Source organism: Dyella thiooxydans (assembly GCF_001641285.1).
GTDB lineage: Bacteria > Pseudomonadota > Gammaproteobacteria > Xanthomonadales > Rhodanobacteraceae > Dyella_A > Dyella_A thiooxydans.
In genome coordinates, this window is the sequence record NZ_CP014841.1 from 3,923,538 (window position 1) to 3,940,987 (window position 17,450).

General features: G+C 65.9%; 15 protein-coding genes. 11 read left to right on the top strand and 4 right to left on the bottom strand.

The genetic code is table 11. The features are described 5' to 3' along the window. Positions 1-65 precede the first annotated feature (65 nt). The 7 genes from ATSB10_RS17615 (at position 66) to ATSB10_RS17645 (ending at position 7,171) form a co-directional block, all read left to right on the top strand. Positions 66-524 carry a DUF4398 domain-containing protein gene (locus ATSB10_RS17615; RefSeq protein WP_169816730.1) on the top strand — a complete coding sequence of 153 codons (459 nt, stop codon included), beginning with the start codon at positions 66-68 and terminating at the stop codon, positions 522-524. Beyond that, positions 521-1,159: a hypothetical protein gene (locus ATSB10_RS17620; protein ID WP_063674021.1), complete on the top strand. Its 639-nt coding sequence runs from the start codon at positions 521-523 to the stop codon at positions 1,157-1,159. Before ATSB10_RS17615 ends, ATSB10_RS17620 begins: the two co-directional genes overlap by 4 nt. A 312-nt stretch (positions 1,160-1,471) precedes the next feature. Further along, complete coding sequence (locus tag ATSB10_RS17625) at positions 1,472-1,699, top strand: HP1242/YdcH family protein (protein WP_017463511.1); 228 nt, start codon at positions 1,472-1,474, stop codon at positions 1,697-1,699. A gap of 147 nt (positions 1,700-1,846) precedes the next feature. Then, complete coding sequence (locus ATSB10_RS17630; protein WP_063674022.1) at positions 1,847-3,217, top strand: pyridoxal-phosphate dependent enzyme; 1,371 nt, start codon at positions 1,847-1,849, stop codon at positions 3,215-3,217. 96 nt (positions 3,218-3,313) lie between these two features. After that, a complete protein-coding gene (gene glmS, locus ATSB10_RS17635; protein WP_063674023.1) occupies positions 3,314-5,143 on the top strand; it encodes a glutamine--fructose-6-phosphate transaminase (isomerizing) in 1,830 nt (609 codons plus the stop codon). Between the two features lie 6 nt (positions 5,144-5,149). Further along, positions 5,150-5,770 carry a DedA family protein gene (locus ATSB10_RS17640; protein WP_063674024.1) on the top strand — a complete coding sequence of 207 codons (621 nt, stop codon included), beginning with the start codon at positions 5,150-5,152 and terminating at the stop codon, positions 5,768-5,770. A gap of 48 nt (positions 5,771-5,818) precedes the next feature. Then, positions 5,819-7,171, top strand: a complete 1,353-nt coding sequence (locus tag ATSB10_RS17645; protein WP_063674025.1) for a phosphohexomutase domain-containing protein — start codon at positions 5,819-5,821, stop codon at positions 7,169-7,171. A gap of 227 nt (positions 7,172-7,398) precedes the next feature. Here the strand turns inward: ATSB10_RS17645 and rfbD are convergent, their stop codons facing one another. Genes rfbD through rfbB form a run of 4 tightly spaced genes read right to left on the bottom strand, consistent with a single transcriptional unit; the run spans position 7,399 to position 10,815 of the window. Next, complete coding sequence (gene rfbD / locus ATSB10_RS17650; protein ID WP_063674026.1) at positions 7,399-8,328, bottom strand: dTDP-4-dehydrorhamnose reductase; 930 nt, start codon at positions 8,326-8,328, stop codon at positions 7,399-7,401. After that, positions 8,325-8,882: a dTDP-4-dehydrorhamnose 3,5-epimerase gene (rfbC, locus tag ATSB10_RS17655; protein ID WP_063674027.1), complete on the bottom strand. Its 558-nt coding sequence runs from the start codon at positions 8,880-8,882 to the stop codon at positions 8,325-8,327. Before rfbC ends, rfbD begins: the two co-directional genes overlap by 4 nt. Beyond that, positions 8,879-9,769 (bottom strand): glucose-1-phosphate thymidylyltransferase RfbA, encoded by an 891-nt coding sequence (gene rfbA / locus ATSB10_RS17660; protein WP_063674028.1) that lies wholly within the window; start codon positions 9,767-9,769, stop codon positions 8,879-8,881. Before rfbA ends, rfbC begins: the two co-directional genes overlap by 4 nt. Then, on the bottom strand, positions 9,766-10,815 hold the full coding sequence (gene rfbB / locus ATSB10_RS17665; RefSeq protein WP_063674029.1) for a dTDP-glucose 4,6-dehydratase: 1,050 nt from the start codon (positions 10,813-10,815) through the stop codon (positions 9,766-9,768). Before rfbB ends, rfbA begins: the two co-directional genes overlap by 4 nt. Before the next feature lie 168 nt (positions 10,816-10,983). Between rfbB and ATSB10_RS17670 the strand changes: the two genes are divergently transcribed. Genes ATSB10_RS17670 through ATSB10_RS17680 form a run of 4 tightly spaced genes read left to right on the top strand, consistent with a single transcriptional unit; the run spans position 10,984 to position 17,389 of the window. Beyond that, complete coding sequence (locus ATSB10_RS17670) at positions 10,984-12,147, top strand: cystathionine gamma-synthase (protein WP_063674030.1); 1,164 nt, start codon at positions 10,984-10,986, stop codon at positions 12,145-12,147. Continuing rightward, positions 12,134-12,529, top strand: a complete 396-nt coding sequence (locus tag ATSB10_RS19505) for a hypothetical protein (protein WP_157469349.1) — start codon at positions 12,134-12,136, stop codon at positions 12,527-12,529. Before ATSB10_RS17670 ends, ATSB10_RS19505 begins: the two co-directional genes overlap by 14 nt. Beyond that, positions 12,526-13,920 carry an FkbM family methyltransferase gene (locus tag ATSB10_RS17675; protein WP_063674031.1) on the top strand — a complete coding sequence of 465 codons (1,395 nt, stop codon included), beginning with the start codon at positions 12,526-12,528 and terminating at the stop codon, positions 13,918-13,920. The genes ATSB10_RS19505 and ATSB10_RS17675 overlap by 4 nt, the downstream gene beginning before the upstream one ends. Before the next feature lie 4 nt (positions 13,921-13,924). After that, positions 13,925-17,389, top strand: coding sequence for a glycosyltransferase family 4 protein (locus tag ATSB10_RS17680; protein ID WP_169816731.1), 3,465 nt, complete (start codon positions 13,925-13,927; stop codon positions 17,387-17,389). Positions 17,390-17,450: the final 61 nt, after the last annotated feature.

Sequence of the window (17,450 nt, forward strand, 5' to 3'; positions counted from 1 at the left end):
GCCTGCCCCTGGTCGCCCTGATGATGCTGGGCGGCTGCGCAAGCGTACCGCCTCCGGATGCTGCGATGAGCGCTGCCCAGACGCAATTGCAGGCCGCTCGTGACGCCGACGCAGCAGATTACGCCCCGGTGGACCTGACTTTCGCCCAGAACAAGTTCCAGCAGGCCCAGGCGGCCATGACCTCGCGCAAGTACGCCGATGCCGCCGATCTGGCCACCGAGGCCCAGGCCGATGCCGAGCTGGCTACGGCCAAGGCACGGCTGGGCGACGTCCGGGCCAGGATCCAGACCAAGACCGACGAGAACGCGCGGCTGCGCGAGGCCATGGAGCAGGCCCATCCCGAGCTCTCCAGTCGCTCGCAGATGCCGGCCACTCTTCCCGCCGCGGCGCCGACCGGCGACATGCCGGCCCCCTCCGCCTCGGTGCTGTCGGCGCCCATGCCAGGCGGTGATGGCGGCTTCCAGACCGTGCCCCAGCCAGCCACGTCGACCTCGGCAGGCAATGCCCAGGAGGGTCAGCCATGAAGCGACTCACGACCGCCCTGTTCGCCCTGGGGCTGCTGCTTGGCAGCGGTGTCGCCAGCGCCGCCAAGGACGACATCGATCTCGCCCGGCTGACCACCAGCCTCGACCAACTGGCCCATGACCCGGTGCTCGGACACTACGCCATGGCCGAGCAGGCGCGTGCCCGCGATGCCTTGGCGCAGTTGGCCGATGCCCGCTCGAAGGAGCGCCCGCACGCCCTCTACCTGGCCGAGCGCCGGGTCGATCTGGCCCGGGCGGCCGCTCAGCTGCAGGACGCCCAGGCCCGGCTGGCCAAGCTCGACCGTGAGCACGACCAGATCATGCTGGAGTCGGCCCGGCGCGACGCCGAGGCGGCCCGGTTGGAGCTGGAGCGCCAGCGCCTGCAGTACCAGCTCGCCCAGGAAGAGGCCCAGCGCCTGCAGCAGCAGGGGATGGAGGCCGCGCAGGCCGCCGAGCAGGCCAAGGCCGAGGCCGAGCACGCCAAGAAGCTGGCGGCGGCGCAGAGCCGGGTCGCGAATGCCGCCCGTCGGGAGGCCGCCCTGGCGGCCCAGGCGGCCCGGGCCCTGCGCTCCCAGATGGAGGGCGATCAGGCACCGGCCGAAGCCAAGCCCGCCAAGAAAAAGGGCAAGCCCTGAGGCACGCCGGCGCGCTCCGTTCCCAGGGGCGCGCCGCAGCTCCAACAAGCTGTTTCGACAGCCTTTTTGCCCACTCCAAGTAGCATCAGTCGTGCCATGGCACGATCTTGCACCCACCCCGGCGGCGGAGTAGCGTCGGTCATCCGCGGGGCACATGCGCCGCGCGGACAACCTGACCCGTCGCATGCGCCCACCGTATCCCCAACCGTCCTTGTCACGCACCGTTTCCCCGGTGCGGGCGGTTTGCGCATGCCTCACCACGCCGCGGGCGCACCGGTCACGCGCCCGCTTTCCCAGCGAGGAGGTCGACCCATGTTCGAAAACCAGTCGCGTGATGACGTCGAAGCATTGCTGAAGTCCAACAAGGAGTTCCGCGCGCTGTACCAGCGCCACCGGGAACTCGACAGCAAGGTGCACGATGCGGATATCGGCGTGCTCCCCATTCCCGAAACCAAGCTCGCGGTGATGAAGCGCGAGAAGCTCTACGCCAAGGACCGCCTGCAACGCATCTGGGATGCGCAAACGCAGCGACAGCACTGACGTCACGCCGGTTGGCAGCGGCAAGGGCCCGGTATCCGATGGATGCCGGGCTTTTTTCTTGCCCGGTGTCGGTCGGAGGGACTCGGTTATCATGGCGGCCCGCGGGTCGGCCGGTTGCCTGTCCCGGTTCTTTGCCACGGAGCTTCCATGACGGTTCACGCCAGCGTTCTCGACCTGATCGGCCACACCCCCATGGTGCGCGCCAACCATCTGGAGACGGGGAGCTGCGAGCTGTTCCTGAAGCTCGAGAGCGCCAATCCGGGCGGCTCGATCAAGGATCGCATCGGCCTTTCGATGATCGAGGCGGCGGAAAAGGCCGGCAAGATCCGCTCCGGCGCCACCCTGGTCGAGGGCACGGCCGGCAACACCGGCATCGGCCTGGCGCTGGTCGCCCAGCAGAAGGGCTACAGGCTGATCCTGGTGGTCCCGGACAAGATGAGCCGGGAGAAGATCTTCAACCTCAAGGCGATGGGCGCCGAGGTGGTGCTGACCCGCTCGGACGTGGCCAAGGGGCATCCGGAGTACTACCAGGACATGGCCGAGCGGATCGCCCGCGAGACTCCTGGCGCCTACTTCATCAACCAGTTCGGTAACCCGGACAACCCCCGCGCGCACTACGAGACGACCGGTCCGGAGATCCTCGAGCAGATGGATGGCCGGGTCGATGCGATCGTGTTCGGCTGCGGTTCGTCGGGCACCATGACCGGCCTGTCGCGTTTTCTCGCCGAGCACTCGCCGCACACCGAGCTGGTGCTGGCCGACCCGGTCGGTTCGATCCTCGCCCAGTACATCAACGAGGGCACGCTGTCGGAGAAGTCCGGCAGCTGGATGGTCGAGGGCATCGGTGAGGACTTCCTGCCCTCGATCAGCGATTTCTCCCGGGTGAAGAAGGCGTACGCGATCTCCGACCGCGAGAGCTTCCTGGCCGGCCGCGAGCTGCTGGCGAAAGAGGGCATCCTCGGCGGGTCGTCGTCCGGCACCCTGCTGGCGGCGGCGCTGAAGTACTGCCGCGAGCAGACCACGCCCAAGCGCGTGGTGTCGCTGGTGTGCGACACCGGCAACAAGTACCTGTCGAAGATGTACAACGACTACTGGATGCTGGACAACGGCTTCCTCGAGCGCGAGCAGCACGGCGACCTGCGCGACCTGCTGCTGCGTCCCTTCGCCCAGCGCGACACGGTGGTGGTCGGACCCAACGAGCTGCTGATGACCGCCTACACGCGGATGAAGCTCTACGACGTCTCCCAGTTGCCGGTGATGGACGGCGACCAGCTGGTCGGCATCGTCGACGAATCGGATGTGCTGATGCACGTGCACGCCGACCAGTCGCGCTTCCGCGACCCGGTGTCCACCGCGATGATCACCACGCTGCAGAAGATCGACGTGCATTCGTCGATCGAGTCGCTGCTGCCGGTGTTCGAGCGCGGTCTGGTGGCGATCGTGATGGACGGCGAGCGCTTCCTGGGCCTGATCACGCGCATCGACCTGCTCAATTACCTGCGCCGGCGGGTGCCCTGACGGCAGCTGTCTCCCCCGCGAAAGGATGTTGGAAACCATCGCCGCCACCATGCGGCAGCCGGGCTCCGGGCCCGATCCCAGCTAAGGAATGACGACATGTGTGGAATCGTTGCAGCCGTGGCCCAGCGCGATGTCGCGCCCCTGCTGATCGCCGGGCTCAAGGCGCTCGAGTATCGCGGTTACGACTCGGCCGGCCTGGCCGTGCTGGACGATGGCGAGATCCGCCGCGTACGCGCGAAGGGCAAGGTGCGCGAGATGGAGGCGCTGTACCTGGCCGATCCGCTGCCGGGCGGCACCGGCATCGCGCACACCCGCTGGGCCACCCATGGCGTGCCGAACGAGGCCAACGCCCATCCGCACATGGCCGGCCGTGTCGCGCTGGTGCACAACGGCATCATCGAGAACTACGCGCCGCTGCGTGCGGAGCTGCAGGCGAAGGGGCACGTGTTCACGTCGGAGACGGACACCGAGGTCATCGCCGCGCTCGTCGAGTCGCGCCTGAGCCAGGGCGGCAGCCTGCGCGAGGCGGTGCTGGCAGTGGCCCGTGAACTGGAGGGTGCCTATGCGATCGCGGTGATCAGCCGGGACGAGCCGGGTCACGTGGTCGGCGCGCGGCGCGGTGCGCCGCTGCTGGTCGGCGTGGGTATCGGCGAGCACTTCCTAGGCTCCGACGCCCAGGCGCTGATCCAGGTGACCAACCGCATGATCTACCTGGAAGAAGACGACGTGGTGGAGATCACCCGCGAGTCGGCCCAGGTGTTCACGCTCGACGGCCAGCCCGCCGAGCGCGCCGTGCACGAGAGCGAGCTGTCCACCGATGCGGTGGAGCGTGGCGAATACCGCCACTACATGCAGAAGGAAATCTTCGAGCAGCCGCGCGCCGTGGCCGATACGCTGGAATCGCGCATCGGCCCGCACGGCGTGCTGCCGAACATCTTCGGCGTGGGCGGCGACGAGCTGCTGGCGAAGGTGCAGGGCATCCACATCGTCGCCTGCGGCACCAGCTACCACGCCGGCATGGTGGCGCGTTACTGGATCGAGGAGTTCGCCCGCCTGCCGGTGAGCGTCGAGGTGGCCAGCGAATACCGCTACCGCGAGGTGGTGGTGCCGCCGGGCACCCTGTTCGTGGCCATTTCCCAGTCCGGCGAAACCGCCGACACGCTGGCGGCGATGCGCGAATCGCGCCGCCGCGGCTACCTCGGCACGCTGGCGATCTGCAACGTGCCGGAGTCCTCGGTGGTGCGCGAGGCCGACCTCAAGCTGATGACCCGGGCCGGCCCGGAGATCGGCGTGGCCTCGACCAAGGCGTTCACCACCCAGCTCACCGCGCTGGCGCTGCTCACCCTGCAGCTGGCCCAGCAGCGCGGGCTGGAGGCCACGCGTTACGCCGACCTCTGCCAGCAGCTGATCTCGCTGCCGCGCGCGATCGAGCGTGCGCTGGCGCTGGAGCCGCAGGTGGTGGAGCTGTCAGCACGCTTCATCCACCGCCAGCACGCGCTGTTCCTCGGTCGCGGCGCGCAGTACCCGGTGGCGCTGGAGGGCTCGCTCAAGCTCAAGGAAATCTCCTACATCCACGCCGAGGCCTACCCGGCCGGCGAGCTCAAGCACGGCCCGCTGGCCCTGGTCGACGAGGAGATGCCGGTGGTGGCGGTTGCGCCGAGCGGTCCGTTGCTGGACAAGCTCAAGTCCAACCTGCAGGAAGTGAAGGCCCGCGGGGGCGAGCTGATCGTGTTCGCCGCCGGCGACGCCGGCATGGACGCCGAAACCGGCAAGGGCGTGGCCCTGCGGCTCGATCCGGTGGGCGAGTTCATCGCCCCGGCCGTGTTCACCATCCCGCTGCAGTTGCTCGCCTACCACGTGGCGGTGCTGCGCGGCACCGACGTGGACCAGCCGCGCAATCTGGCCAAGTCGGTGACGGTGGAATAACGACGGATGATCGAGAAGCTGATCGCCGCGCTGGCCGGCTTCGTCATCGCGGTGATCTCGCGGTTCCAGTACGTCGGTATCGCGTTGCTGATGGCGGTGGAGAGCGCCTGCGTGCCGCTGCCCTCGGAGATCATCATGCCGTTCTCCGGGTACCTGGTTTCCCGGGGCGAGCTCAAGCTGTGGCTTGTCTCGCTGGCCGGTGCCGTGGGTTGCGTGATCGGCTCCTGGCTGGCCTACGCGATCGGTGCCTGGGGCGGGCGCCCCCTGGTCGAGCGCTACGGCAAGTACCTGCTGGTCTCGCATCGCGACCTGGACCTGGCCGACCGCTGGTTCCAGCGGCACGGCGACATCACGATCTTCATCGGCCGCCTGCTGCCGGTGGTGCGCACCTTCATCGCGTTCCCGGCCGGCGTCGCGCGCATGCCGCTATGGCGATTCACTGCCTACACCTTTCTCGGCTCGTTGATCTGGTGCTGGGGACTGGCGTGGATCGGCGTGAAACTGGGCGAGCACTGGGACACCCTGGGCGTGTACTTCCATCGCTTCGACGCCGTGATCGTGGCGCTGATCGCGCTGGGCGCCGGGCTCTATGTCTGGCGGCATGTGCGCCACGCGCGCCGTGCCTGAGCAGGACGCGGCCAACTTTCCGTTGTTGATACCAAGGAACGATCGAACATGAAGTGCTTCAAGGCCTACGACATCCGCGGCCGGATGCCGGACGAGCTCAATCCCGATATCGCCTGCCGGATCGGGCGGGCTTATGCCGAAGTCGTCGGCACCGGGGCGGTCATTGTCGGCTACGACGTGCGCCTGGACAGCCCGGCGCTGGCCGCGGCCGTCACCCGGGGACTCAACGAAGGCGGCTGCGACGTCATCGACATCGGCCTGTGCGGCACCGAGGAGGTCTATTTCCAGACCGCCCACCGCGGCGTGGCGGGCGGCATCATGGTGACCGCCAGCCACAATCCGGTCGACTACAACGGCATGAAGCTGGTGCGCGAGGGTGCGCGGCCGATCAGCGGCGATACGGGCTTGCGCGACATCGAGCGCGCGGTCGAGGCAAACGCCTTCGGCCCGGTGGCGGCCAACGCCGGAGCGGTGGTGCGCGACCACGACAAGTCGGCCTACATCGAGCACCTGTTGGGTTACCTGGATCGCCCCGCGCTGCGCCCGCTGAAGATCGTGGTCAATGCGGGCAATGGCGGGGCCGGCGCGATCATCGATTTGCTGGCACCGCACTTGCCGTTCGAGTTCGTGCGCATCCAGCATGAGCCGGATGGTCGATTCCCCAACGGCATTCCCAACCCGCTGCTGCCGGAGAACCGCGCGGCGACGGCGCAGGCGGTGATCGACTCGGGCGCCGACCTCGGTATCGCCTGGGACGGCGATTTCGACCGCTGCTTCCTGTTCGATGCCCAGGGCCGCTTCATCGAGGGCTATTACATCGTCGGCCTGCTCGCCGCGCAGATGCTGGAGAAGCATCCGGGCGCGAAGATCATCCACGACCCGCGGCTGACCTGGAACACCATCGACATGGTGCGTGCGGCCGGCGGCGTGCCGGTGGAAAGCAAGACCGGCCATGCCTTCATCAAGGAGCGCATGCGCGCCGAGGATGCGGTGTACGGCGGCGAGATGAGCGCCCACCACTACTTCCGCGACTTCGCCTACTGCGACTCCGGCATGATCCCGTGGCTGCTGGTGGCCGAGCGGATGTGCCGCACCGGGCAGCCGCTGGCCGACATGCTGGATGAGCGGATGCACGCTTTCCCCTGCAGCGGCGAGATCAATTTCCGCGTGGACGACGCGGCGGCGACGGTGGAGCGGGTGCTGGCGTTCTATGCCGGTCAGCAGCCGGCGCTGGAGCGCGTCGATGGCGTCAGTGCCTCGTTCGGCAACTGGCGCTTCAACCTGCGCTCGTCGAACACCGAGCCGTTGCTCCGGCTGAACGTGGAGGCGCGCGGCGACGAGGCGCTGATGCGGGCGAAGACGGCCGAGCTTGGTGCCCTGATCGATCCGTCGGCGGGGTGAGCTGGCGGCGCGCCATGCGCGCCGATGCAGGTCGCCGGGACCGACGGGGCAGGCTCGCTGCGGGCTGCAGGTTCAGCCGGCCAGCCTGCTGGCCGGCCGGGCGCGCGCGGATGCAGACGCTGGCCGCTTGAAGCGCTGGATCTGGTGGGGCATGGGGCAAGTCGCCTGCCACGGGCATCCGCCGCGGTGCGGGCGAATGCAGGCCATTCGGCGCGACGGGTATACGCTCAGGCGGCGGCCAGTCGGTCCATCACCCGGCCAAGGGCGTCTTGCCAGGCGGGAGGCCGGTAGCCGAAGTGCTCCACCATGTCGCGGTTGTCCAGCACGGACCATGCCGGCCGTCGCGCCGGCGTAGGGAATCGCGCCGTGTCGATCGCCCTTACTTCGGGAGTCCTGTCGAGCATCCGACGCTCGCCTGCCGCAGCAAAAATCGCTTCGGCAAAGCCGTGCCAGGTGGTGACACCGCTGGCGACCAGGTGATGGATGCCACGCATCGAGTTTCGACGGACGGCATCTGCATCCGACCAGGCCTTGAGTGCGATGAAGGTGCCTTCGACGATCACATCGGTGCTGGTGGGTGCGCCATGCTGGTCCGATACCACGTCCAGGACATCGCGCGTGCCGCCGAGGCGAAGCATCGTCCGCAGGAAATTGTGTCCATGCGCTGCGTAGACCCAGGCCGTCCGGAACACCATGTGATCGGCACCGCTTGCAGCCAGCGCCCGCTCCCCGGCCAGCTTGCTGCGACCGTAGGCACTGAGGGGTCCAGTCGGGTCGGAGGTTCGATAAGCTGCCGCGGCTAGCCCATCGAATACGTAGTCGGTGGAGAAGTGAACGACCAGCGCGCCATGCTGGTGTGCCCATTGGCCCAGCAGGCCGACGGCTTCGCCGTTGATCCGCGTGGCGAGCGATTCTTCCTGCTCCGCCCGGTCGACCGCGGTATAGGCTGCAGCATTGACGATCACGTCCGGCCGCAGCGCTTCGAGGGCGCCGACGAGGGTATCAGGCAAGCTCAGGTCGACGGCGGCGATCGCCTCGCCATCGAAGCGGCGGCCGTCCCGACTGGCGGTTGCAAGCCGGCCCATCTTGGCCAGGCGCCCGTCCTCGACGAAACTTCGGCCCAGCTGGCCGTTGGCGCCCAGCAGCAGGATCTTCATGCCGCGAACACCGGGAGACGGTCGTGAGGTATGTCGCTCAGCAACGGCACTCGAGTGTCTTTGACAGACAGTTGCGGATCTGAAATCGGCCAGTCGATACCGATATCCGCGTCGTTCCAGCGGATCCCGGCATCGGCCCCGGCGTCATAGAGCGCCGTGCACTGGTAGGTGAAGGTTGCGTACTCCGAGAGCACGCAGAACCCGTGGGCGAAACCCTCCGGGATCCAGAGGTGACGGTGGTTGTCCGCCGTCAGCATGACTCCGGCCCACTGCCCGAACGTGGGCGAGCCACGGCGGATGTCCACGGCCACATCGAACACCTCGCCCTCGAGCACGCTGACCAGCTTGCCCTGCGGGTTGGGCCACTGATAATGCAGGCCGCGCAGCACGCCGCGCGCAGAGCGCGAGACGTTCGACTGCACGAAGCGACAATCGATGCCAGCCTTGTGAAACTTCGACTCGTTGTAGCTCTCGTAGAAATAGCCACGTGAGTCGCCGAACACCTGAGGCTCAACCACCAGCAAACCCGGCAAGCGGGTTTCGAGCACCTTCATCGGGCCTGTCCGCTCTTGATCAGTTTGCGCAGGTACTGGCCATAGCCCGTCTTCGCCAGCGGTTCTGCCAAGCGAAGAAGCTGGGCGTCGTCGATCCAGCCTTTGAAGTGGGCGATTTCCTCGGGGCAGCAGACCTTCAGGCCCTGGCGGTTCTCGATGGTTTCGATGTAGTTGCCCGCTTCCATCAATGACTCGTGCGTACCGGTGTCCAGCCAGGCGAAGCCGCGCCCCAGCTGCTCCAGATGCAGCGACCCATCCTCAAGGTAGCAGCGGTTGAGGTCGGTGATCTCCAGCTCACCGCGTGGCGAGGGCTTGAGCGAGGCAGCGTAGTCGCACACGCGGGCGTCATAGAAATACAGCCCGGTGACCGCATAGGGGGATTTCGGCTTGGCCGGCTTTTCCTCCAGGCCGACCACCCTTCCGGCCTCATCGAACTCGGCTACGCCGTAACGCTCCGGATCCTTCACCCAATAGCCGAAGACCGTGGCGCCATGATCCCTAGCGGTGGCGCGTCGCAGGCTTTCGGTGAGGCCGTGGCCATAGAAGATGTTGTCGCCCAGCACCAGGCAGCTTGGATCGCCGCCGATGAAGTCGCGGCCGATCAGGAAGGCCTGCGCCAGTCCGTCCGGCGAGGGCTGCACGGCGTATTGCAGGTTCATTCCCCACTGCGAGCCGTCGCCAAGCAGGCGCTGGAACAGGACCTGCTCGTGCGGCGTGTTGATGATCAGCACATCGCGGATGCCGGCCAGCATCAGGGTGGCCAGGGGGTAGTAGATCATCGGCTTGTCATACACCGGCAACAGCTGCTTGCTGATCGCCTGGGTGATCGGATACAGGCGCGTGCCGGAGCCGCCGGCGAGAATGATGCCCTTGCGCTTCGTGCTCATGATCCCAGTCGCTCCATGCGGTAGCTGCCGTCGAGCACACGCTGCACCCACGGCTGGTTGGCGAGGTACCAGTCCACAGTGGCGGCGATGCCGCTCTCGAACGTCTGCGAGGGCTTCCAGCCCAGCTCGCGCTCGAGCTTGCCGGCATCGATGGCGTAGCGGCGGTCGTGGCCGGGGCGGTCCTTTACGTAAGTGATCAGCGACTCGCGCCGGCGGCCTTCGGCCAGCGGGCGGCGATCGTCGAGCAGCGCGCAGATCGTTTTCACCACGGTGATGTTGGTGCGCTCAGCGTTTCCGCCCACGTTGTAGGTCTCGCCCACGCGCCCGGCCTCGAGCACCCGTCGGATGGCGCTGCAGTGGTCGCCCACGAACAGCCAGTCGCGGATGTTCATGCCGTCGCCGTAGACCGGCAACGACTCACCGGCCAGCGCCTTCTGGATCACCAGCGGGATCAGCTTTTCCGGGAACTGGTAGGGGCCGTAGTTGTTGGAGCAGTTGGTGGTGAGGGTGGGCAGCCCGTAGGTATGGTGGAACGCCCGTACCAGATGGTCCGAGGCGGCCTTGGACGCCGAGTAGGGCGAGTTCGGCGCGTACGGCGTGGTCTCGGTGAACCTGCCCTCCGGCCCCAGCGAGCCGTAGACCTCGTCGGTCGACACGTGGAGGAAGCGGAACGCATCGCGGGCATTGCCTTCCAGCGAGCGCCAGTAGTCCCGGGCGCACTCGAGCAGGCCCAGCGTGCCGGTCACGTTGGTCTCGACGAAGGCGGCGGGGCCGTCGATGGAACGGTCGACGTGGGACTCGGCGGCAAAGTTCACGATGGCGTCGGGCCGATGCTCGGCCAACAGTCTTGCCACCAGCGCCCGGTCGCCGATGTCGCCATGGACGAAGCGATGCCGCGCATGGCCGGACAAGGGGGTAAGCGTATCGAGGTTGCCGGCGTAGGTAAGCTTGTCCAGGTTGATGACGACCCACCCGTCCGCGACCGTCTCCAGCACGAAGTTGGCGCCGATGAAACCTGCGCCGCCAGTGACCAACAGTGTTCTCATGAGACCCGGTTTCGTGGCCATGGGGTGGCGTATTTTGGCATGGAGGCCGGTGCTTTCCGAAGAAGGTCGCCTTAACAGGGCCGGATCATCAATGCATCGGACGCCCCAATGCCGGTTACCATGGTGAACCACCAACGGGGCATGCCTCGATCTGGCCATTTCGGACTTATGAAAAAGACAACCAAGAGCTCCCTGGGATTGGGAACGCGCGCCATCCACGCCGGTCAGTCCCCCGATCCGGCTACCGGCGCCATCATGACGCCAATCTATGCCACCTCGACCTATGTACAGGAGAGTCCGGGAAGGCATAAGGGTTATGAATATTCGCGGACCCAGAATCCCACGCGCATGGCTTACGAGCGGTGCGTAGCGGCCCTCGAGGGCGGCAAGGCGGGGTTTGCTTTCAGTTCCGGGCTGGCGGCCGCAGCTACCGTATTGGAATTGCTCGATTCAGGCAGCCACGTCATCGCAATGGATGACCTCTATGGCGGTACCTATCGCCTTTTCGAACGCGTTCGCCGACGTTCGGCCGGTCTGGATTTCACCTTTGCCGATCTCAATGATGCCAAGGCGCTGAGGGCTGCGCTGAGGCCGAACACGCGGATGATCTGGGCCGAGACACCGACCAACCCGATGCTCAAACTGGTGGACCTTGCCAAGATCGCCGCCTTCGCAAAAAAGCACGGCCTGATCCTGGTAGTGGACAACACCTTCTGCTCGCCGATGTTGCAGCGTCCGCTGGAGTTCGGAGCTGATCTGGTTCTGCATTCGGCGACCAAGTACCTTAACGGCCATTCGGATATGGTTGGCGGGGTCGTGGTTGCCGGGAGCCAGGAGCTCGCCGAGCGGATGGCTTTCCTGCAGAATTCGGTCGGCGCCGTGGCCGGCCCGTTCGACGCGTTTCTGGCCATGCGCGGGCTAAAGACGCTGCACCTGCGCATGAAAGCCCACTGCCAGAGCGCACTGGAGCTGGCACGGTGGCTGGAAAAGCATCCCGCGATAGAGCGGGTGATCTACCCGGGCCTCAAGAGCCACCCGCAGCAGGCACTGGCCAGGCGCCAGATGGACGGTTTCGGGGGCATCATCAGTCTGGAAGTGAAAGGGGGGCTGAAGAAGGCCCGTCGGATGCTTGAGCGTTGCGAGTTGTTCGCGCTGGCCGAGTCCCTGGGGGGGGTAGAGAGCCTGATCGAGCATCCGGCGATCATGACGCACGCGTCTGTACCGGCCGCCAACCGTCGGCGACTGGGTATCAGCGACGGACTGGTCCGCATCTCCGTGGGTGTCGAGGACATTCAGGACCTGCGAGACGAACTTGCCCGTGCGCTTGCCTGACGGTGATGAAACGGCCGGCCGAATGCATCCGGCCGGTGTCGACAGCTCGCGCCAAGGGCATCACGGTTTTCCGGACGTGCTTGCGATCGCCGCCGGCGTGAAGGCGACGCGCGGGCGAATCGATGCCCATGCAGCCCTCTATGGTTACCTGTCCGTAGATGCAGTGGCCGGAACTGTGCTTCCATCCGCTGTGCGCGGGAACTGCCGGCGCTGGCTCACTTTCGCCCGGGGACAGGGGGCGTGCTTTTGCATCACCCCATGCCGATCTGCGCTTGAGGATATGGAAGAGCCGGCGCTCCTCTCCATGGCATCCGGCAATTCACTCCAGCGCATCCTGGGCAAGGTGCGAATCTTGCTGCAACCCGAGGCCGCCGACCCATGAGCTTTGTTTCCTACGCCCAAAACGGCGAAGACGTCATGTTGGCACGCGTCCTGCGAGGCATCGCTCGCGGTTTCTACATCGACGTCGGGGCGCAGGACCCGATCGAGCATTCCGTGACCAAGGCTTTCTACGAGGCCGGTTGGCATGGCATAAATATCGAGCCTGTGACGCACTGGTTCGAAATGCTCCAGCGCGATCGTCCGCGCGACATCAACCTGCGGATGGCCGCATCCGATTCGACCGGGCGGCTTCGTCTTTTCGAGGTGGGCGGTACCGGGCTCTCGACGACCCATGGCGAGTTCGCCGATCGCCATGCGCAGGCCGGGTTCCCGGTGAGCGAGGTCGAAGTGGAGTGCCGGACGCTGGACGAGATCTGCGCGGCGCACCCAATTGGCGTGGTGCATTTTCTCAAGATCGACTGCGAGGGAAGCGAGGCGGCGGTATTGCGCGGATTCTCTTTCGGGCACATCCGGCCTTGGATCGTGCTGGTGGAGGCTACCGAGCCGCTGAGCCAGAAGCCTACGCATGCGGAGTGGGAGAACGTGGTCCTTGGCCATGGCTACCACTTCGTTTACGGAGATGGCCTCAATCGCTACTACGTAGCCGATGAAAAGAGCGATCTGGACCCGGCGTTCGCGTATCCCCCGAACGTTTTCGATGACTTTGTCCGGGCTTCCGACGCGCGTGTCAGGGATGAGCTGCTGACCTTGAGAGAAGATCTTGTGACAGCACAGGGCGAAGCCCGCCATCTGCGCGAAGAGAACGAACGCCGGGAGGCGGCGCTGGTCGCGCACCGGCGAGAGCTTGCAAGCGTTTCGGAGAGGGAGGTCGCGGCGGCCGCCGATGCCGCACGGTCAAAGGCAGAGATCGTCTGGCTGAGTGGTGAGGCCATGCGCCTGAGCAGCCAGGTCGAGCAGTTGGGTGGCGAGGTCGAGCGCCTGACGGCCGAAGTCCAGTTACGCGAACGGGAGCTGGGGCGGCTGCGCCTGGCGAACGCCGAAATCCAGGCCAGTACATCCTGGCGCGTTACCTATCCCTTGCGACTGCTCAGGCGCACTGCGCGCGCGCTGCCAAGGCTGGGGCGGCGTTTGGCTTACCACGTATTGCGGTGGCCGGCGCGATTGTTGCGGCCGATTTTGCGGTTTCTGGCCCGGTCGGAGGGATTGTGCGCACTGTGCCTGCGTGCTGCCGGTCCTGACTCCTGGCTTACGGCAAGAACCCGGCTGTTCCTGTTCGGGGTTCCCCCTGCGGTCGAGCCGGCAACGGCAACGCCATCCAGCGGCACCGCCGGGTTTCTGACCAAGAGGGCTTTGCAGATGCTCGCTGAGATAAACGATGCCCGCGCGTCTCGCGAGGTAGCCAGCCGCAATGCACCTCAGAGGGGTAAATAGCGGCGTGCGTATCGTACTGGATCTCCAAGCCTATCAGTCTCCGGGAAGCCGCCGGCGAGGCATTGGCCGTTATTCGCTTGCTCTGGCCAAGGCGATGGCTGCTGATGCGCGAGGGCATGAAATCATCTTGCTGCTAAACGCTGCGATGGGCGATGCCACTGAGCTTATTCGGAGCCAGTTCGACGGCCTCCTGCCTCAAGCGCGGATTCGCACGTGGGAAGCTGTGGGGCCAGTGGCGCAAGCAACTCCTGCCAATGCGTTCCGTCGTGGCGCCTCCGAACGGCTGCGAGTGGAGGCGATCAAGGCGCTGCGTCCCGATGTGGTCCACGTTTCGAGCCTGTTCGAGGGGTTCACCAATGAGGTCGTGGGTACCGTGCCCGGGGACAGTCCGTGGTTGAACGCGGTTACGCTCTACGACCTGATCCCCCTGGTTCACAAGAGCGCATACCTACCCACAGCCGAGGCCGCGCGATGGTACGCGGAGAAGATCGAGCACTTGCGGCGTGCCGATCTGCTGCTCGGCATCTCGCGCTACTCCTGCAGCGAGGCCGGGGAATTGCTGCATATACCGGCTGCGCGCCTGGCCAACATCTCCGGTGCCGCCGATGAGATTTTCGTTCGACAGGGCGACACCGATTCGTTCCGCTATCGGGTGATGTCACGTTACGGGTTGTGGCGGCCGTTCGTGATGTACACCGGCGGCTTCGATTCGCGGAAGAATATCGGCGCTCTTATTCGCGCCTTTGCGTTGTTACCCCCTGCACTGAGGTGCGCGCATCAACTGGTGATCGTTGGCGATCCGCCGCCGCGGGAGCGTGCTGAACTGGATGAACTGGTTCGCGGGCTCGAGCTTGGTGCAGACGAGGTGGTTTTTGCCGGTTACGTGCCCGATGACGACCTGGTCAAGCTCTATAACATCTGCGCTTTGTACGTGTTTCCGTCGTTGCAGGAAGGGTTTGGATTGCCAGCGCTGGAGGCTATGTGCAGCGGTGCCGTTGTGATCGGCTCCAACACATCCAGTCTCCCGGAAGTCATCGGTTGCGAAGAAGCTTTGTTCGATCCCTACCGGCATCAGGCCATCGCGGCCAAGATGATCCAGGCCTTGACCGACGAGTCGATGCGCGCACGCCTGCTGGCCCACGCCGAAAGGCAATGCCGCGAGTTTTCTTGGCGCGAGACCGCTCGGCGCGCCCTGGATGCGTTCGAGCTTGCGGTGGAAAGACGCCGGGGAGAAAACCGGACGGCAGCGCCTTCGGGGGCGGCTGAGCAGAAAAGCATGCTGACGGCCAGGGCAGCATTCCTGCCGGCTCCACGCGTTCAGCCGGGCGCACCGTTGGCAGCGGCGATGGAGGTCTATGCGGACGCGGACTGTGATGGCGTTGCGGCTGATGGTTCGCTGGAGAGCTTCGCCCGTGCGTACGCCGCGGGCGACTTTGGCCGTGTTGTCCTGGAACTGGGCGACGATGTCTATTGCGCAAAAACCCTCGGGTTCGCTGCTGAGGGGGCGGTAGACATCGTGGTGCGCGACAGGACCTTCGGCAAGCCACTCCATGCACTCGCGCAGAGCGAGGAGGGGCGTGCGATCGTCCTTGCGCTGCTTTACGCGTCAGGGGGTTATCCAGCGCTCAAGGCGGCGATCGATGGCGAATTCGCCGAGTCCATCGTGGGGCCGCTGGTGAACATCGACAGCCTGACGACCCTCGGGCGCAGCCAGGTGGTTGCGGCGCCTCCGGGCGGCGACCTGGGGGGGGCGTCGATGGCGTGGCGGGACGCTGCCCGCCACGCCATCGACGCTTTGGTGCAGAGGGAACGGGCCGTACATGGCCCGGCGTCCCCTGGCGAAGGGGAGTGGCAGCGTATCGCCTCCGCACTTGCTGCCAATGCGCCAGCGTCCCGGTCCACGCCTCAATGGTTGGTCGATATCTCCAACCTCGCTGTCCATGATGCCGGAACAGGCATACAGCGTGTTGTCCGGCACGTGCTGGACGAGCTGATGGCTTCGCCCCCGGCAGGTTTTCGGGTGGAGCCGGTCCGTCTGGGGGACGACGGCATTCTGCGTTATGCGTATGAATATTGCGCGCGACGCTACTTTCCCGGGTACCCGTTGCCGCCCGACGAGGCGGTGGCCTGCTCGGCGGGAGACGTTTACCTGGGGCTCGATCTCGGCGCCCATCTGGTTCCGCAGAACATCGAGCTTTTCCGCGGGATGCGCAATCGTGGTGTGCAACTGCATTTCGTGGTTTATGACCTGCTTCCGCTGCTGCGGCCGGATTGCTTCGATCCTCCCGGACTGCCCCTGTTCCGAGCTTGGTACGAAGCTGTCGCCGAAGTGGCCGACGGCGCGCTCTGCATTTCCGCGGCAGTGGCAGATGAGCTTGAGTGTTGGTTGCACCAGTGCCGGCCGGAACGATTGCGTCCGCTCGGTATCGGCTGGTTCCATCTCGGCGCCGATCTGGCACCGACGGTTCCTTCGGCCATGGCGGGCGAGCAACCGGATCAGGCGCTGGCGGCGCTGGGAAAGCGACCGACGTTCTTGATGGTCGGGACCGTCGAGCCACGCAAGGGGCATGCTCAGGCGCTGGCTGCCTTCGAGGAGCTCTGGGGCGACGGCGTCGAGGTCAACCTCGTGGTCATCGGCAAGCGGGGGTGGTTGGTGGACGACCTGCTGGCGAGCATGGCCAGCCACCCGATGCGTGGAGAGCGCTTCTTCTGGTTCGAGCGCGCCGACGACCAGTTGCTGCTTTCGGCGTATCGCCGTGCTTCCGCGCTGATCATGGCTTCGGAAGGCGAGGGCTTTGGCTTGCCGTTGATCGAGGCCGCCCACCACGGCGTGCCGCTGCTTGCGCGCGACCTTCCTGTGTTCCGTGAAATTGCCGCTGAGCACGCGCTCTATTTTGCGGGATACGAGGCCGAGGCAATCGCCGTAGCCGTGCGCAGGTGGCTGGACTTGGATGCAGAAGGGCAAGCTCCGCAGAGCGCCGGTATGACGTGGAACACCTGGAAGAAGGCGACGGACCGCCTGGTCGAGGTGATTCAGGAAGGGCACTGGACGCACCGTTGGATGCCCACGCCGTTGAGGCGATACGCAGCTTTCGACTATCGCTTGGCCATCGAGGCTGGCCGGCTCGAGCGCGGCCGGATCATGAGCTCCGGATGTGCGGGGATCCTGCTCCAGGGGCCGCGCGTTCCTTACAAAGCGGGTCGTTACGTCCTCAGTATCGCCTGGGGAGGAAAACTGACGGGAACGGTGGAAGTGTGCAGCGCCGATGGAACCAGGATCCATGCCGAGCGGAGCATCGCGGCGGCCGATGTCCGAGTCGGGGAGGCGGACACCACCCGATTCGATTTCGTGCTGAATATCGATGTGAAGGATCTGGAGATCCGGATTCGTGCGAATGACGGCGATGAAGGGTGGATCGCTGGAATCGAAGTGCAGCCCGTGGTCCCGGCACAAGGGCGCCGATCATAGTGCCCCCCCAAAAAGCGTTGCTGTCCGAGCACATGCCGGGCGAGAATTCGAGGTTGAGCTG

Bases quoted from the DNA above. Each gene is read 5' to 3' on its own strand.
- ATSB10_RS17670 (WP_063674030.1), top strand. From the start codon at position 10,984: ATGAAAAAGACAACCAAGAGCTCCCTGGGATTGGGAACGCGCGCCATC.
- ATSB10_RS17615 (WP_169816730.1), top strand. From the start codon at position 66: ATGAGCGCTGCCCAGACGCAATTGCAGGCCGCTCGTGACGCCGACGCA.
- ATSB10_RS17675 (WP_063674031.1), top strand. From the start codon at position 12,526: ATGAGCTTTGTTTCCTACGCCCAAAACGGCGAAGACGTCATGTTGGCA.
- rfbB (WP_063674029.1), bottom strand. From the start codon at position 10,815: ATGAGAACACTGTTGGTCACTGGCGGCGCAGGTTTCATCGGCGCCAAC.
- ATSB10_RS17630 (WP_063674022.1), top strand. From the start codon at position 1,847: ATGACGGTTCACGCCAGCGTTCTCGACCTGATCGGCCACACCCCCATG.
- ATSB10_RS17645 (WP_063674025.1), top strand. From the start codon at position 5,819: ATGAAGTGCTTCAAGGCCTACGACATCCGCGGCCGGATGCCGGACGAG.
- ATSB10_RS17620 (WP_063674021.1), top strand. From the start codon at position 521: ATGAAGCGACTCACGACCGCCCTGTTCGCCCTGGGGCTGCTGCTTGGC.
- glmS (WP_063674023.1), top strand. From the start codon at position 3,314: ATGTGTGGAATCGTTGCAGCCGTGGCCCAGCGCGATGTCGCGCCCCTG.
- rfbD (WP_063674026.1), bottom strand. From the start codon at position 8,328: ATGAAGATCCTGCTGCTGGGCGCCAACGGCCAGCTGGGCCGAAGTTTC.
- rfbA (WP_063674028.1), bottom strand. From the start codon at position 9,769: ATGAGCACGAAGCGCAAGGGCATCATTCTCGCCGGCGGCTCCGGCACG.
- ATSB10_RS17640 (WP_063674024.1), top strand. From the start codon at position 5,150: ATGATCGAGAAGCTGATCGCCGCGCTGGCCGGCTTCGTCATCGCGGTG.
- rfbC (WP_063674027.1), bottom strand. From the start codon at position 8,882: ATGAAGGTGCTCGAAACCCGCTTGCCGGGTTTGCTGGTGGTTGAGCCT.
- ATSB10_RS17625 (WP_017463511.1), top strand. From the start codon at position 1,472: ATGTTCGAAAACCAGTCGCGTGATGACGTCGAAGCATTGCTGAAGTCC.